The sequence below is a fragment of the Spiribacter salilacus genome (assembly GCF_009649225.1).
Taxonomy (GTDB): domain Bacteria; phylum Pseudomonadota; class Gammaproteobacteria; order Nitrococcales; family Nitrococcaceae; genus Spiribacter; species Spiribacter salilacus.
Genome location: NZ_WJPP01000007.1, coordinates 1 through 15,759, shown reverse-complemented (window position 1 = coordinate 15,759; position 15,759 = coordinate 1). Strand labels below are relative to the sequence as shown.

At 52.1% G+C, this 15,759-nt stretch carries 12 protein-coding genes and 1 pseudogene; 11 read left to right on the top strand and 2 right to left on the bottom strand.

Annotation, left to right across the window (positions count from 1 at the left end):
* The first annotated feature begins 130 nt into the window (after positions 1-130).
* From GH984_RS10525 to GH984_RS10475, 11 genes are all read left to right on the top strand, one after another.
* Entirely contained in the window at positions 131-679 is a 549-nt protein-coding gene (locus tag GH984_RS10525; protein WP_153720183.1) for a TRAP transporter small permease subunit, read from the top strand.
* A complete protein-coding gene (locus GH984_RS10520) occupies positions 676-1,998 on the top strand; it encodes a TRAP transporter large permease (protein ID WP_153720182.1) in 1,323 nt (440 codons plus the stop codon). The genes GH984_RS10525 and GH984_RS10520 overlap by 4 nt, the downstream gene beginning before the upstream one ends.
* A 100-nt stretch (positions 1,999-2,098) precedes the next feature.
* On the top strand, positions 2,099-3,214 hold the full coding sequence (locus GH984_RS10515) for a TRAP transporter substrate-binding protein (RefSeq protein ID WP_153720181.1): 1,116 nt from the start codon (positions 2,099-2,101) through the stop codon (positions 3,212-3,214).
* Positions 3,215-3,291: 77 nt separating this feature from the next.
* Positions 3,292-4,080, top strand: coding sequence for an IclR family transcriptional regulator (locus tag GH984_RS10510; RefSeq protein WP_172973230.1), 789 nt, complete (start codon positions 3,292-3,294; stop codon positions 4,078-4,080).
* A gap of 136 nt (positions 4,081-4,216) precedes the next feature.
* Positions 4,217-5,959 (top strand): sulfoacetaldehyde acetyltransferase, encoded by a 1,743-nt coding sequence (gene xsc, locus GH984_RS10505; protein ID WP_253939222.1) that lies wholly within the window; start codon positions 4,217-4,219, stop codon positions 5,957-5,959.
* Positions 5,960-6,043: 84 nt separating this feature from the next.
* A complete protein-coding gene (locus GH984_RS10500) occupies positions 6,044-9,004 on the top strand; it encodes a molybdopterin oxidoreductase family protein (RefSeq protein ID WP_153720178.1) in 2,961 nt (986 codons plus the stop codon).
* Positions 9,005-9,006: 2 nt separating this feature from the next.
* On the top strand, positions 9,007-9,702 hold the full coding sequence (locus GH984_RS10495; RefSeq protein WP_153720177.1) for a 4Fe-4S dicluster domain-containing protein: 696 nt from the start codon (positions 9,007-9,009) through the stop codon (positions 9,700-9,702).
* 15 nt (positions 9,703-9,717) lie between these two features.
* The gene (locus GH984_RS10490; RefSeq protein WP_153720176.1) at positions 9,718-10,659 is read left to right on the top strand and encodes a dimethyl sulfoxide reductase anchor subunit family protein; all 942 of its coding nucleotides are present in this window, start codon (positions 9,718-9,720) and stop codon (positions 10,657-10,659) included.
* Positions 10,656-12,455: a SulP family inorganic anion transporter gene (locus tag GH984_RS10485; RefSeq protein ID WP_153720175.1), complete on the top strand. Its 1,800-nt coding sequence runs from the start codon at positions 10,656-10,658 to the stop codon at positions 12,453-12,455. The genes GH984_RS10490 and GH984_RS10485 overlap by 4 nt, the downstream gene beginning before the upstream one ends.
* Positions 12,452-13,471: a phosphate acetyltransferase gene (gene pta / locus GH984_RS10480; RefSeq protein ID WP_153720174.1), complete on the top strand. Its 1,020-nt coding sequence runs from the start codon at positions 12,452-12,454 to the stop codon at positions 13,469-13,471. The genes GH984_RS10485 and pta overlap by 4 nt, the downstream gene beginning before the upstream one ends.
* A 2-nt stretch (positions 13,472-13,473) precedes the next feature.
* Positions 13,474-14,292: an IclR family transcriptional regulator gene (locus GH984_RS10475; RefSeq protein ID WP_153720173.1), complete on the top strand. Its 819-nt coding sequence runs from the start codon at positions 13,474-13,476 to the stop codon at positions 14,290-14,292.
* A gap of 26 nt (positions 14,293-14,318) precedes the next feature.
* Here GH984_RS10475 and GH984_RS10470 read toward each other — a convergent pair whose 3' ends face one another.
* Positions 14,319-14,630, bottom strand: a complete 312-nt coding sequence (locus tag GH984_RS10470) for a P-II family nitrogen regulator (protein ID WP_153720172.1) — start codon at positions 14,628-14,630, stop codon at positions 14,319-14,321.
* A 3-nt stretch (positions 14,631-14,633) separates the two neighbouring features.
* A pseudogene (locus tag GH984_RS10465) lies at positions 14,634-15,614 on the bottom strand (sodium-dependent bicarbonate transport family permease).
* Between the last annotated feature and the right edge of the window lie 145 nt (positions 15,615-15,759).

Here is a 15,759-nt window from a genome sequence, read left to right as displayed (position 1 = left end):
CGTATTAAAAAATGATAAAAAGTTGACCAACAAGCTTGGTGGAGGAGAAGCACCCCATGCTGATAGAAGATAGGCATGCTCTGAGGCTGACAGCGTCTACAACTTACCGCCAGCCTTGGAGCGCTTTGTAATGCCAAAAAACGAGCGCGAGCAAAAACTTCGCTCTATCGTGTCCATGCTAGATTTACCAGGCCGCTGGGTGGGGCTTGCGACCGCGTGGTTAGCATTGCCGTTGATTGGGTGTCTTGTCTACGAAGTAGTCCTTCGATACATCTTTAACTCGCCAACCATGTGGGCCTATGACATAACTTACATGCTCACGGGCACCATGTTTATGCTTGGGGCGGCTTGGACATTGGGTGAAGATCGACATGTCCGGGCTGATTTTCTGTTCAACATTATGTCGCCACGTTGGCAGGGTGCATTGGACGGTGTAATGACGCTTTGCCTTTTCCTTCCTGCAATATTCTTTTTTACCTTCGCGACGCTAGATTATGCCGCTGACTCCTGGGCTCGCAGTGAGCGGATCATTACAAGTCCGTGGATGCCGATTATTTATCCGTTTAAAACGGTGATGCCCATTGCCGGTGTGCTTTTACTTATCCAAGGGATATCAGAGCTGATTAAAAGCGTTTATGCGGTCAAGACTAACCGTCACTTTAGAGAACAAAGCATATGATTAGTGAGCCAATCCTAGGGCTGATATCGCTCGGCGTTCTATTTATTGGGATTCTGACTGGGTATCCCATGGCATTCACGTTTATCTTCATTGGCTTGATCTTCGGCTTTGTCGGCATGGAAGAGCGTGTGTTTAAACTGATGCAGTCGCAGTTTTTCACGCTCATGCGCAACACCACACTGTCGGCTATTCCGCTGTTTCTATTTATGGGGTTTGTGCTGGAGCAGTCAGGCCTGATGGAGAGAGTGTTTCGCTCTCTGCGTATTTTGCTTGGCGGTCTGCGGGGCTCGCTTTATCTCGTGGTGCTTTTGGTGGCCACCGTGTTTGCTGCCGCTACCGGCATCGTGGGTGCGTCGGTTACTATACTCGGCGTGATGGCGAGTCCGATCATGCGCGGTAGCGGTTATAACAACGCGCTATCGGCTGGAACCATCGCGGCAGGCGGGACGCTTGGCATTCTTATACCGCCGAGTATTTTGTTAATCGTGCTTGGGCCTGTTGTTGGTGTTCCTGTGACCCAGCTCTTTACCGCTGCAATCATACCGGGCTTAATGCTAGCTGCGATTTATATTCTCTACACATTGGTTCGTAGTTGGATCAATCCTGAGCTTGGTCCTCCAGTCCCTCAGGAAGAGCTGGATTCGATGTCGCTCGGCTATAAGCTTCGTGAGCTGATGCTTGGTGTAATTCCGGTCACTCTCGTGGTGGCTTTCACACTCGGGGTGATCATTGCAGGGATTGCCACGCCAACGGATGCTGCTGCAACGGGCGGTTTCGCCTCACTGATTTTGGCGCTTGCCTATCGTAAGTTGGATTTTAAACAGTTCCGCCAATGTTTATTTTCTACGCTGAAAATGACGGCAATGATTATGTTCTTGCTGGGCGCAGCGAACTTTTTTGGCGCCGTTTTCTCGCGCCTCGGGTCTGCTGATTTGCTTACCGAATTTTTACTCTCTTTAGAGCTAGCCCCGCTTGCGATGCTCTTTGTCATGCTGGCGATTGTGTTTGTGCTCGGTTCACCGCTTGAGTGGATTCCGATTGTGCTAGTGATTGTACCCATCTTCTTGCCAACGATGGTGGAACTTGGCTTTGATCCGTTGTGGTTCTCAATTCTTGTGGCAGTTACGCTCCAAACATCTTGGTTGACGCCGCCAATGGCTCTATCGGCCTATTTCCTTAAAGGGGTGGTGCCTGAATGGCGTATGGGTGAGATTTATTGGGGTATGAGTCAATTTGTGGTCCTCCAGCTCATTGTTGTCACGTTGCTGGCATTCTTCCCACAAATTGTGCTTTGGTTACCGAGTGTGCTTGCCAACTGACACGAAAATAATTCTCTATGGGTTTGAGTAGCTAAGGAGGTGGGAAAACGAGCGTTAACGATTCAGTGGTCATAAAAAGATTAATTTGAGGAGATGAGAAATGAAAGCCAATTGGAAACAAAAGATCATTCACGCCTTGCTCGGAGTCGCCGTCAGTTTCGGTGTGCTTGGAGCGGCGAATGCGCAAGATGAAACTTACGAGATGACAGTTCAAACTGTCGTTCCAAACTCAAGCATTTATTTTGGCTTGGTCGAGCGTTTGGCAGATCGGGTGGATGCAATGTCTAACGGTCAATTGCAAATTCGCGTTCTGCCAGCTGGAGCAGAAGTTGGTGTTTTTGAGACGCTAGACGCTGTCAGTGATGGTGTCGTTGATGCCGGCTTTGCATGGCCGCATTATTGGTCAGGTAAGCATTCTGCCTACTTGCTCTTCTCTAATGTTCCTGCCGCGACGGGCATGGATCAGCAGACCTTAATGGCGTGGTATCACGAGGGCGGCGGTAAAGATCTCTACACCGAGCTCACTACCGATATTATGGACTACAACACCATTCCATTCCTGATGCAGCCAATGGGTCCTGATCCGTTGGGTTGGTTCTCTGAGCCATTCGAGTCGCTTGAGGAATTTGGTTCGCTTAAGTATCGCGCCCCTCCGGGGATTGCAGGACAGACCTATAACCGTATGGGTGTGCCTGCAGTGGCCATGCCGGGTGGTGATATCGTACCCGCAGCTGAGCGTGGAACGATTGATGCAGCCGAGTGGATTGGTCCCGCGGACGATAAGGCGCTTGGCCTAAGTGAGATCTGGGATAATTACTACCTGCAAGGTTTGCATCAGCAGACTGATGTTGGTGAGTTACAGATTAACCGGGATTTCTTCGAAGGACTGCCCAATCATCTGCAGATGATTCTTGAAACCGCGATTCTCGCGAATGAGGCCGAAACGCTTCACGTCAATCTTCATGAGAACTCACTGGCCGTGCGTGATTATGAAGAAGACGGAATCACGATTCATGATGTCCCTGATGAGTACTACTCTTCCTTTATTAAGGCTCAGAACGAGATTATTGGCGAATATCTTGAAGCCGATGAGTTCTTTGCCCGAGTTTATAACTCACAGGCCGAGTATGCAGAGATGGTTTTCCCTTACCATTCGCGAATTGTCACTCTATATAACAGCGTGATCCAAGAGGCTGAGGCCGCACGTAACCAGTAAAGCTGGTTTAGGCCTCATTTAGTTAGATGAGGGCTCGGGCGTCCGCGTTGGCGTCCGAGCTTCTTACGGAGGCTAGGTTGACAAAGAACCGTACGCCGACTGATCGAGTCCTCGATATTCTCGAGCATGTCACTTTCTCCGATCGATCTCTGGGTACCTCAGAACTGGCCGCTCGTCTGGATATACCGAAAGCGACGGTGTATCGGATCCTCACAACCTTGGAAGCGCGCGGTTATCTCAGCCGCCATCTGCTGGGCCCTGGCTTTGTTCCTGATGCCGGCCTTCAACAGTTGAGTCGCGGTGCCCTTGATGCTCCTCACTATCGCGCAGAGCGTCACGCCATTTTGACTGAATTGGCCGAGACGATTGGTGAGGCATGCAATTTGGTTTTGTTTGAAGGGACGGAGCAGGTCTACATTGATCGCGTTGAGACAAAATGGCCTTTGCAGTTTCGCCTCGAGGTAGGTTCACGCGTGCCCGTGCATTGCACGGCGGCGGGAAAGTTGCTGCTGGCGCTGCAACCAGCCACGCGCCAAAGCGGGTTTGTTAATCGGATGCAACTGGTGCGCTATACACGTAAGACTATTTGTGACCCGAATACGCTGATGAGAGCGCTTGAAGATATCGTTCAATCTGACTATGGCGTTGATGATGAGGAATTTCTAGACGGTATGGTGGCTGTAGCTGTACCATTGAGAATTGGTGCCGGCCCGCCGCGTTTGGCTGTTGCGACTCATGCGCCGGTCTCGAGAATGCGTATTGATACGCTGCTGCATTATCTCCCAGACATGCGCGATGCAGCGGACCGAATTAGCCGAACCATTCAAAATACTGGGCAGCTGATGACATCAAAACCAAAAAAATAACTTATATTGATAAAGTATTACTCAATATTGACAAATTTTTCCCGTAGGATCTACAATTCAGTCGTACTTTGGGGGTAACTGCCGGCCGCGAAAATCAATGCCGGTTCAATTGATAGAGGAGCATGATATGACTCGCATGACATCAAGTGAGGCGTTCGTTGAAACGCTGGTCGCGCATGGCACTAAGGATGTATTTGGAATTGTCGGATCGGCGTTTATGGATGCGCTTGATCTATTTGAACCGGCGGGTATTCGGTTCATCCCGACCGTGCATGAGCAAGGCTCCGCCCATATGGCGGATGGCTATTCACGGGTGAGTGGGCAGCATGGCGTGTGTATTGGGCAAAACGGTCCAGGTGTGACCAACTTCGTCACGGGTATTGCTGCGGCTTATTGGGCGCATTCTCCAGTGGTCGCCATTACGCCTGAGACCGGTTCTAACTCGATTGGATTGGGTGGCTTTCAGGAGACCGAACAGTTGCCTTTCTTCGAGAAAATCACGAAATATCAAGCCCATGTAATGCGTGCTGATCGCATGGCTGAATTCACAGGACGTTGTTTTAATCGGGCTATTAACGACAACGGTCCAACTCAACTTAATATTCCTCGCGATAATTTCTACGGTGAGGCGGATTATTCCATACCGGGACCGAAGCGTATTGAGCGAGGCCCAGGTGGTAATGAGTCGCTGAACGCGGCTGCAGAGCTCCTAGCCAAGGCTGAGTTCCCAGTGATCATTTCTGGTGGCGGCGTTATCAATAGCGACGGCGTGGATGCAGCTGTCCGGCTTGCGGAGAGAATCGGCGCGCCGGTGGTTAACTCGTATCTGCATAACGATTCATTCCCTGCATCCCATGACCTTTGGGCGGGCCCATTGGGCTATCAAGGTTCTAAGGCAGGAATGAAGTTGCTTAGCAAGGCCGACGTGGTTCTTGCGCTTGGTACGCGGCTGGGTCCATTTGGCACATTGCCGCAGCATGGCATTGACTACTGGCCAACCAAAGCGAAGCTTATTCAAGTCGATTGCGATGAGAAGATGTTAGGCCTAGTTAAGCCAAGCGATATTGATGTGTTTGGTGATGCTCGAGCGGCCGCCGATGCATTGCTTAGCCGCCTGCAAGAACGTGATATGGTCTGCGATCGTAATCGCGATCAACGCATGGCTGACATCAAGCGCGAGAAAGATGCTTGGGAAACCGAGCTTGACGGCTGGACGCATGAGCGTGATGAGTGGAGCGTAAATATCGCTAAAGACGATGGCGGTATGCATCCACGCGTCGCTTTGCGGGCGCTTGAAAAGGCAATGCCCAACGATGCCATGGTCTCCACTGATATTGGCAATATTTGCTCAGTGTCCAACTCGTATCTACGTTTCAACAAACCCCGCAGCTTCCTTGCAGCAATGAGCTTTGGTAACTGTGGTTATGCTTTGCCAGCAGTGATGGGGGCAAAAGTAGCTGAGCCAAATCGCCCAGCAGTCGCCTATGTCGGCGATGGCGCTTGGGGGCTTTCTATGATGGAAACCCTGACCTGCGTGCGTGAAGGTATCCCGGTCACGCCGGTTGTTTTCAATAACCGTCAGTGGGGCGCAGAGAAGAAAAACCAAGTCGACTTCTACGGCCGCCGGTTTACTGGCTCCAATATTGAAGGTAGTGACTGGACGGCGATTGCGCGCTCCATGGGTGCCGAAGGGGTTCGTGTTGAGCGGCCTGAGGATCTGAGTGAAGCATTTGAGAAAGCTTGTGATGCGCAAAAGAACGGTAAAACGACTGTGGTCGAGGTGATGGTAAGCCGAGAGTTAGGCGACCCCTTCCGTCGAGACGCACTCAAAGAACCGGTTCGCCACCTTGATAAGTACAAGAAGTACGTCAATAAGTAACCGTGAGTGATCAAGGCTCGACCCTTAGCGGGGGCGGATAAATATCCGCCCCTGTTGATAATAGTGAAGTAAGCGGGGGTTTCTATGGCTAAGAATAGTGCTCTGGATGACGATTGCACTGGCGGTTCACCGGGTGCGCGTACTATTTCAGCGCCAGAAGTTGCTGCAGCACTCCCGAAGTTCGAAAACAGCTCTGCGCAAGAGCGCAAATATACCACCTGTTATATGTGTGCCTGTCGTTGTGGCATCGAAGTGACCATGGAGAATGGTCAGCCACGATTTATTCGCGGCAATCCGCGGCATCCGATTAATCAGGGTGTGCTTTGCGCGAAGGGCAATGCGGGCATCATGAAACAACTCTCGCCCGGTAAGTTGCGTAACCCGCTGATGCGACGGCCGGGTAGTGAGCGTGGCGAGGGCGTTTTTGTTGAGGTCTCGTGGGAGCACGCGCTAGATGTTCTCACTGAGCGTCTTGCAGAGATTCGTCGTACTGACCCCAATCGACTTGCCTATTTCACCGGACGCGATCAGATGCAGGCGCTGACCGGGCTGTGGGCGCAGCAGTTCGGGACCTTGAACTGGGCAGCACACGGCGGCTTTTGCTCGGTCAATATGGCCGCGGCTGGTCTGTATACCACAGGTCAATCGTTTTGGGAGTTTGCTGACCCCGATTGGGAACATACGCGTTATTTCCTGCTTTGGGGGGTAGCCGAAGATCATGCCTCTAATCCGCTCAAAATAGGCATTGAAAAACTCAAACGTCGTGGCGCAAAATTCGTTGCCGTTAATCCGGTGCGGACGGGATATCAGGCAGTAGCCGATGAATGGCTGCCCATTCGGCCCGGGACAGACGGCATGCTCGCGCTTGCGTTTTGCCATGTTCTTCTATCGCGTAATCAAATTGACTGGTCATTTTTAGGTCGCTATACGAATGCGTCGTTTTTGGTGGTTCAAAATCCTGGACACAGTGATGATGGCCTAATCGCTCGTAACGACGATGGTGAACCACTCGCGTGGGATCCGCAGGCAAAGGCACCGGTCAGCGGCATGTCGGTGGACGCAGAGCGGGCGTTATTCGGTGAATACACACTACCGGATGGGCGTTCGGTAAAAACCGTCATGTCACTCGTAGCTGAGCGATATCTCGATGAAGGTTATTCACCAGAAGCAGCGTCAAAGGTATGCGGCATCCCCGCTGCCGATATTGAGCGAATCGCACTTGAGATGGCACATGTTGCGTTTAAGGAATCGATCGAAATTCCTTGTGAGTGGACAGATTGGGCGGGTCGCAAACACGATCGTTTCATTGGGCGGCCGGTGTCCATGCATGCGATGCGCGGAATTTCAGCGCATTCTAATGGCTTTCAGACATGCCGAGCGTTGCATTTATTGCAAATTTTCCTGGGCAGCGTTGATGTCCCTGGGGGGCATCGGGCCAAGCCTCCCTATCCGCGCCAAACACCACCGCCTATCCGGCCGGCAAAAGCATCAGCACCAAGTGAACCACTTGCCTCACCGCCGCTCGGATTCCCCACGGGGCCGGAAGACTTGGCCATTGATGAGGCAGGTAATCCACTTCGTATTGATAAGGCTTACTCTTGGGATGCGCCACTCGCCAATCACGGCCTAATGCACATGGTGATTACCAATGCGGTTAATGGCGATCCTTATCCCATTGATACGCTGCTTTTGTTTATGGCGAATATGGCTTGGAATTCAAGCATGAATACCGGCAGTGTTCGCGAGATGTTGGTATCCAAAGATGAACAGGGAGAATATCGGCTACCGTTCTTGGTAGTCGTTGATGCCTTCCATTCAGAGACGGTTAATTTTGCTGATTTGGTATTGCCTGATACGACGTATTTGGAGCGGTACGACACAATATCCTTGCTTGATCGTCCGATTTCCGAGCCAGATGCCGTTTGTGACGCGATTCGAGCGCCCATTATGGAACCTGATCGTAATGTGCGGCCTTGGCAGGATGTCATGGTCGAGCTTGGGGCGCGTCTTGGCCTGCCAGCATTTATTGATGATGACAACAAGCCTCGCTATGAGGGCTACACGGATTTCATTACCCGTTATGAAAAAGCGCCGGGTATTGGCTTTTTGGCCGGGTGGCGTGGTGAAGATGGTGATACGCCAATGCGTGGTGCACCGAATCCTGATCAATGGGATCGATACATTGAAAATGAGGGCTTTTTCCAATACCACTTGCCTGAGCATATGCGGTTTTATCGCTTTGCGAATCGTGATTATCTTGAGTGGGCTCGGGATGTTGGATTTAACCCAACAGCTGAACCTATCATTATGGAAATTTACTCGGAGCCGTTGCAGCGGTTTCGTCTGGCAGGGCAGGGGCTCTACGATGGCCCTTGTCCCACCCGAGCCGATCAGAAAGAACGCTTAGTCCATCATTTCGATCCGCTACCGGCGTATTTCCCATTAGTGAGTAAAACCGACGAGTCAGCCTACCCGCTGCATGCGGTGACACAGCGGCCTATGCATATGTATCACTCATGGGATTCGCAAAACGCTTGGTTACGCCAAATCACCGCGCAAAACTTCCTGTTTATGAATAGGGCTCGAGCGGAGAGTATGGACTTACAGGATGACGACTGGGTCTGGGTGACTTCGAGTAATGGCCGTATACGCGTGCAGATCCGCCTGATGGAAGGTTGTCAGACAGACACGGTTTGGACCTGGAATGCGATCGGTAAGCAGGGCGGCAACTGGGGGCTTAGTGAAGATGCGCCAGAGGTTAAGCGTGGTTTCCTTCTTAATCATTTGATCCCAGAGCTGCTTGGCTCAGCTGAAGAAGGACGTATGCAGAGTAATTCCGACCCCGTCACCGGGCAGGCCGCTTGGTATGACCTTCGCGTGCGCATTGAGAAAGCGGATCCGGAAGAGCCGGCAGAGAGCTGGCCGCAATTCTCAGCGACGCAACGCCCTCCAGGCTTAGAGGCTGGTCCCGATCGGCTTCGTTACCACACTCACGAACCCGTTCGAATTAATCGAACGCTGCGGGATATCTTAACGAGGAAGTAGTTATGCGACTTGGACTGGTGATCGATATGGACACCTGCGTAGGCTGCCAAGCGTGCGTGGTGGCCTGCAAGCAGTGGAACAGCTCGGGCACATTAGGTCCGTTGACTGATTATCATGCCTACGCCGATGATCCAAGCGGCGTTGCCTTTAATCGTGTTCGGAGCTATGAGGTTGGTGACTACCCACATAGCAAAACCGTCAATATGCCGATGTCCTGCTTACATTGTGACACGGCGGAATGCGTGACTGTTTGCCCAACCGGTGCCTCTTATAAGCGTGAGGAAGATGGCATTGTGCTTGTCGACCAAGATAAATGTATGGGGTGTAATCTCTGTGCTTGGGCGTGCCCTTACGGGGCTCGAGAGCTGGATGACTCCACTGGGGTTATGAAAAAATGCACGCTGTGTGTCGATCGGATTTATGATGAGTCTTTACCTGAAAATGATCGCCAGCCCGCTTGTGTGTTGACATGTCCTACCCATGCTCGATTTTTTGGTGACTTCGACGATCCCGACTCTAAAGTGAGCCGTTTAGTGCGTGATCGAGGCGGACAGCAGCCGATGGCTGAGCTGGGTTACAACCCTGTTAATCGCTATTTGCCACCACGACCAAAAGCGCAGGCTGAGCAGGCAGACACTGAGGCCAAGCCCCTTCAAGAAAGATTGCGTGAGTGGGCAGATATGTCCATTGCCCCCTGAATTTGGGAGAAATTAATGCATCCGGCGATTTCGGTTATCTGCTTTACGGTTCTATCTGGTGCGGGCTTTGGATTGATTGCGCTGACCACAGCGCTTGCTTTTATGCCTGGGTTAATTGCACTCAGTAATGGCGAGATTCTGTTTGCTGGTGTGTTAGGAACCGTGTTGGCAACACTCGGTCTGCTCGCTTCAACCCTTCACTTGGCGAACCCACGGAATGCTTGGCGTGCTTTTTCTCGTTTTCGGACCTCATGGCTATCCCGAGAAGCAGTATTCGCCGTGCTCTTCTATCCGTGTGCTGGCCTTTGGCTGGGCGCAGTGGCTTTTGGCCTATCTGCGGTTTTAATCGATTTGGGCGCAGCGCTCTCGCTCGTTCTTTCATTACTCACCGTGTTCTCAACCGGAATGATTTACGCCTCACTCCGAGCTATTCCGCGCTGGAATAGCCCATTAGTTCCACTTAATTATCTCCTCCTTGGACTCGCCTCAGGTGCCCTTTTGCTGACCACAATATTGACGGTCACTCGTGCAGGTGCAATGGGTAGTGATGTGCTGATGCTCACGCTTGTCCTGTTGGTTCTTGCTGGGTTGGGGAAGGCACTTTATTTTCTTTGGATGGGGACACCGCAGGGACCAAGCATTAATACAGCGCTTGGGATGACGCGTGGACAGGCCCGTTTGCTTGAAAGTGGGCAAGGCGGCCGGTCCAATTTTCTCGATACCGAATTTCGCTTTCAGATCGATGGCAAAACACTGCGCCGATTGCGTTGGCTGTTTGGCCTCCTCGGTGTTGCGCTACCTGTCGTTGCGGTTGCTCTGTTAAGCGCTGGTGATGGTTTTTTTCTAATTTTTCTGATCTTGCCGGTGACATTGTTTGGCTATGGTGTTGAGCGCTGGCTGTTTTTTGCTGAAGCGCAACATGTTGTGAATCTCTTCTACGGTGCCCAAAGGGTATGACGGCGGACTCGAATCAAAGGTTAACGTCCGTTAAATTTCTGCCTTTTCTCGCTTGGTGGCCGCTGGTTAATAAAAGGTGTTTGCGCGCTGATTTAATCGCCGGATTGACCGGCGCCATCATCGTACTCCCACAAGGCGTTGCTTATGCGCTAATTGCAGGTCTGCCGCCTCAGTATGGGCTCTATACGGCCATTGTTACGCCAATCATTGCTGGCCTTTTTGGCTCCTCTAGGCATTTAGTATCGGGGCCGACAGCCGCCATTTCTATTATCGTACTTAGCGTCATTAGTGGGGTGGGGCCGCAAAGTTCCACGGAATTTATCAGCATCATGCTGACTCTCACTTTGATGGTGGGGATTATTCAATTCGCGCTTGGGTTGGCGCGAATGGGCACGTTAGTTAATTTCATATCACACACTGTGGTGGTTGGATTTACCGCCGGCGCAGCGGTTTTAATTGCAACCAGTCAGTTATCCCATCTTCTAAGCCTCACAGAAGGAGGCGGGCACAGCTTTATTGCTTCGCTTATTGCGGTGGCTAAGAACATTGGTGCAACGAACCCCTGGTCGCTCGCGATCGGACTGATTACGCTTTGCTCTGCTGTTTTGATCCGATATTGGCGGCCCAAATGGCCCAATATGCTCATGGCAATGCTTATCGGGAGCGCAGTGTGTTTATTATTCGAGAGCGCTCAGCAAAGTGTCACAATGGTAGGCGCGATGCCTCGGGGCTTGCCGCCACCGGGCGTGCCTGATCTCTCACCAGGCGTGCTTCGCGATCTTGCCCCTGGCGCACTTGCGGTTGCTGTGATTGCCCTGATTGAGGCGGTATCCATCGGTCGTGCCGTCGCGCTGCGTTCTCATCAACAAATTAACGGCAATCAAGAGTTCGTAGGCCAAGGCCTGTCTAACATTGTTGGCAGTTTTTTTTCATGCTACCCGGGGTCAGGTTCGTTTACGCGTTCGGGCGCTAATTATGATGCCGGTGCCCAGACGCCAATGGCGGCAATTTTTGCATCACTCATACTCGCGCTGGTCTTGTTGTTAATACCTGGCATAACAGGTTATCTACCAATGCCGGCAATGGCTGGCATTGTGATGCTGATTGCGTGGAATCTAATTGATTTTCACCATATTCGCCAGATTGTCCGGGCGAGCCGGGGAGAAATGGCAGTGTTGGTGGTGACTTTTGCATCAACACTTGTGTTGCAGCTTGAATTCGCTATATACGTGGGTGTGCTGGTCTCATTAATACTGCAATTGCAACGCACCTCGCGACCTTTACTGGTCGACTTAGCCCCAGTACCCGATCGGGATGAACGCCCCTTGCGTAATGCGGCCTTACGAGACCTTCCGGAATGCCCGCAGCTGAGAATACTGCGAATCGATGGTGCGCTTTTCTTTGGTGCAGTGGATCGAGTACAAACCGAGTTAAAGACAGACGTTGGTCGAAACCGCTCGCATGTGTTGATTATCGGCAATGGCATTAGTTTGATCGATGTGGCTGGTGGCGAATTGCTTGCGCAAGAGGCTCAGAGACTTCGTGCGATGGGCGGGGGGCTTTATTTATGTGGAATTAAGCCTCCCGTACTTGAAATGGTTCGTCGTGGCGGGTATTTGCAAATTATTGGTGAGGAGAATTGTTTTAGTTCGCCAAAAGAAGCGATAAAAACCATCTTCACTGAATTAGAAGATGATATTTGCCGGCGCTGCACCCAGAGAATCTTTTTGGAGTGTGCCAATGCACCTGGAGCGGAGCAAAACTTCCCGGCGAGCGCAAAGGGAGTGAGTTCATGACATTGCTTGATGAATTGAGTGCACGCGCACGTGGCCTATCAGCGCGTATTGTTTTGAGTGAGGGAAGCGATGCCAGAGTGCTTCGAGCTGCAGTCATGGCTGCCGATGATGGTGTTGCTGTTCCGCTTTTGCTTGGAAATGCTGAGGAGATTTACTCAGTGGCGGAAAAGCAAGGAATTGCGCTCGCTGGGATTGAAGTCGTTGATCCGAGTGAACCGGCAGATTGTGAACGTCGGGCTGCCGCGTTATTTGCATTAAGGCAGCATAAGGGCTTGACGCTTGAAAACGCGCGCAAGCTTGCGTCCTCGCCGCTTTATGCCGCGCCGCTAATGGTGCGGGAGGCTGAGGCGGACGGCTGCGTTGGCGGGGCTGTCCATTCAACAGCGGATACGGTCCGAGCGGCGCTGAAAGTCATTGGCGTAAAGCCTGGCAATGCTTTGGTGTCGAGCTTTTTTTTGATGATTCCACCGGTTAATTCTGCCATTGACAGCCAAGCACTGATCTTTGCCGATTGCGCCCTAAATGTCAGGCCAAATGCAGAAGAGCTCGCTTACATTGCCTCTGATACAGCGGATAATGCGAATAGATTACTAAGTGAGCCACCGCGTGTTGCCATGCTGTCTTTCTCAACACTAGGTAGTGCTAAGCATCCGGATGCCACGCGGGTAGCGGATGCGACCCACGCTGTAGAGGCGATGCATCCAGATCTTGAGGTGGACGGAGAGTTACAATTCGATGCCAGTATTGTCGCTGATATTGCCGAGCGGAAAGCGCCCAAATCAACGGTTGCCGGTCGTGCGAATATTTTTATATTCCCGGGATTAGAAGCCGGAAATATTGGCTACAAAATTGCTCAACGGCTTGGCGGCTTTCTAGCAATTGGCCCCGTGCTGCAGGGCTTGGCACGCCCTGCAAATGATCTCTCGCGAGGCTGTTCAGTTGAAGATATCTACCGAATGATGGTTCTAACTGCGCTTCAAACTGAGGGGGCTAAACGCGAATATGCTAAGATTTAGCAATGACTAAGAATGTTAAAGATGCATCCGTTCGAAATGCACAGTCGATGAATAATGAATCCCGGCCGGGGGCACTGTTAAAGGCCCTCGATCTCCTCGAGCTTGCTGTTGAGCAAGATGAACCAGTCACTGCAGCTCAGCTAGCGATTAGATCCGGAATTGCTCAGCCCACGGTTCATCGTTTAATTGCAATTTTGCGGGAAAACGGTTTTCTGAGTCGTGAACTGGGCAGTAGTCGCTTAATTGAGGGTGACCGCCTCGTCAATTTGGCACTGAATGTATTGGCCTCATCCTCGCAGCGTGGTCCACGGCATGAGATTTTGGCTTCTCTGGCAGAGAAGACAGGGGAGACGGCAAACGTTGGCGTAATGAGCGCGGGGCAAGTGGTTTATGTCGATCGGGTGGAGAGCAAATGGCCTCTCGCGCTTCGATTTGAGGCGGGAAGCGAGGTTCCTGCCCATTGCACAGCAATTGGAAAGCTATTTCTTGCCTTTATGACCGCCTCAAAGCGAGGTAAGTATCTCTCCACGCTGCCTTTGATCCCGTACACCGAACGCACGCATGTAAGTCGAGAATCGTTGAAAGCGGATCTTGAGGTGATTCAAGCGAATGGCATTTCAATCGACAATGGCGAGTTCATGTCCGGTGTTGTTTGCTTGGCCGCTCCCGTGCGTGGTGCGGATGGTCGTGTGGTCGCGGGGGTGGCGATCTCTGCCCCCGAAGTTCGCTTAGATCGGGAGGGAATTCTCAAGCATGCACCGACGGTTAGAGATGCCGCGTTGAGGTTAAGCCGGACATTGCAGAGCACTCGCGAGTCGTAACCTAACACCGTGCATTTGGCTCGAGATTAAAAACGCTCAGCGCGCAGCACCTCGCAGTCAACCACGCTAACCACACCAATATGCCGCTCGACCACGGCGAAGGCGGCATCGAGCAATGGATCAACGCGCTCAGGTCGAACGATACACGAGACATTGACCATGCCACCGGCACGGCCAATTTCGCCCTCGCGCGTCCATTGCCCGGATCGCCCGGAGCCGGCAAGCACGGGTAGTACCGTGTAGCCGGTGACTTCAGCACTATGCAGTGCAGCGGTTAGCCGTTTTTCCATAACCGCCTCAATGATGATGTCAACGCGCTTTGCTTTATGCGTCTGCATAGTTCAGCCTCCGGTTAACGCAGTGGCGATGGCCAGATAAATCGGAATGCCCAGCGTTAAGTTAAACGGGAAAGTAATGCCTAATGAAAGGGTTAGATAAATTGATGGATTAGCTTCGGGTAACGCGACGCGCATGGCAGCGGGTACCGCAATATATGAGGCGGATGCGGCAAGCGTCATAGACAGCATCACGTCGCCGGTGCTCAATCCCAGCAACACGCCAGCGACTAACCCAAAGCCAGCGCCAAGTAATGGCATGATGAGACCGAAGACAAACAGCCCTGGTGTGAGCACTGAGCGAGCTTCACGCAAGCCGCGTCCGGCGATCAGGCCCATATCTAATAGGAATAGGCATAACACGCCCTAAAAGGGGCCAACAATGAATGGCGCAACCATCTGCATGCCCTCATCGCCGGTAATCCAGCCAATCGCAAATGCGCCGACAAGCAGAACAATCGAGCCATTGAGCAAAATCTCAGGTATTAAGCCGTCTTCCATGTCGGCCGATTGCTTACCCCATCGCGCCACAATCCATAGCGCCGAGAGAATGACGGGGGCTTCCATTACTGCCGCCACGGCGACCATATACCCCTCCGGATTAAGCCCAGCCGATGTGGCCACTGAGGTGGCTGCAACGAAAGTTACAATGGAGATTGATCCGTAATGACCGGCAACTGCGGCCGCATCAATAGTGGATAGCCGTGTCATGCCGCGAAGCAGTAAGTAGGCGAGGACTGGCAGTAAAAACGAAAGCACCATACCGGCGAGTAATGACAGGACTAACGTGGTACCAACACCGTGATCGGCAACGCTAACTCCACCCTTAAAGCCAATCGCAAACAACAGATAAATGGATAGCCCTTTGGCGATGGCCTCAGGAATGGATAAGTCGGAGCGGGCAAACGCCGCGGTAACCCCGAGAATAAAAAATAAAATGATGGGCGAAGTCAGATTATTGGCTGCAATTGCCAGCGTGCCGTCCATTATTGCCTCGTTGTTGTGAGCCCCAGCCGCAGCATGATCGCTTGGGCAGCTGAAGTGACCCCCTCCAAAACTGCACAGGTTAAAGTGCAGATGACAGGAGGGCATTATGAACGGCGAAGTACCCGTCAAACGCTGGACCGCCAAG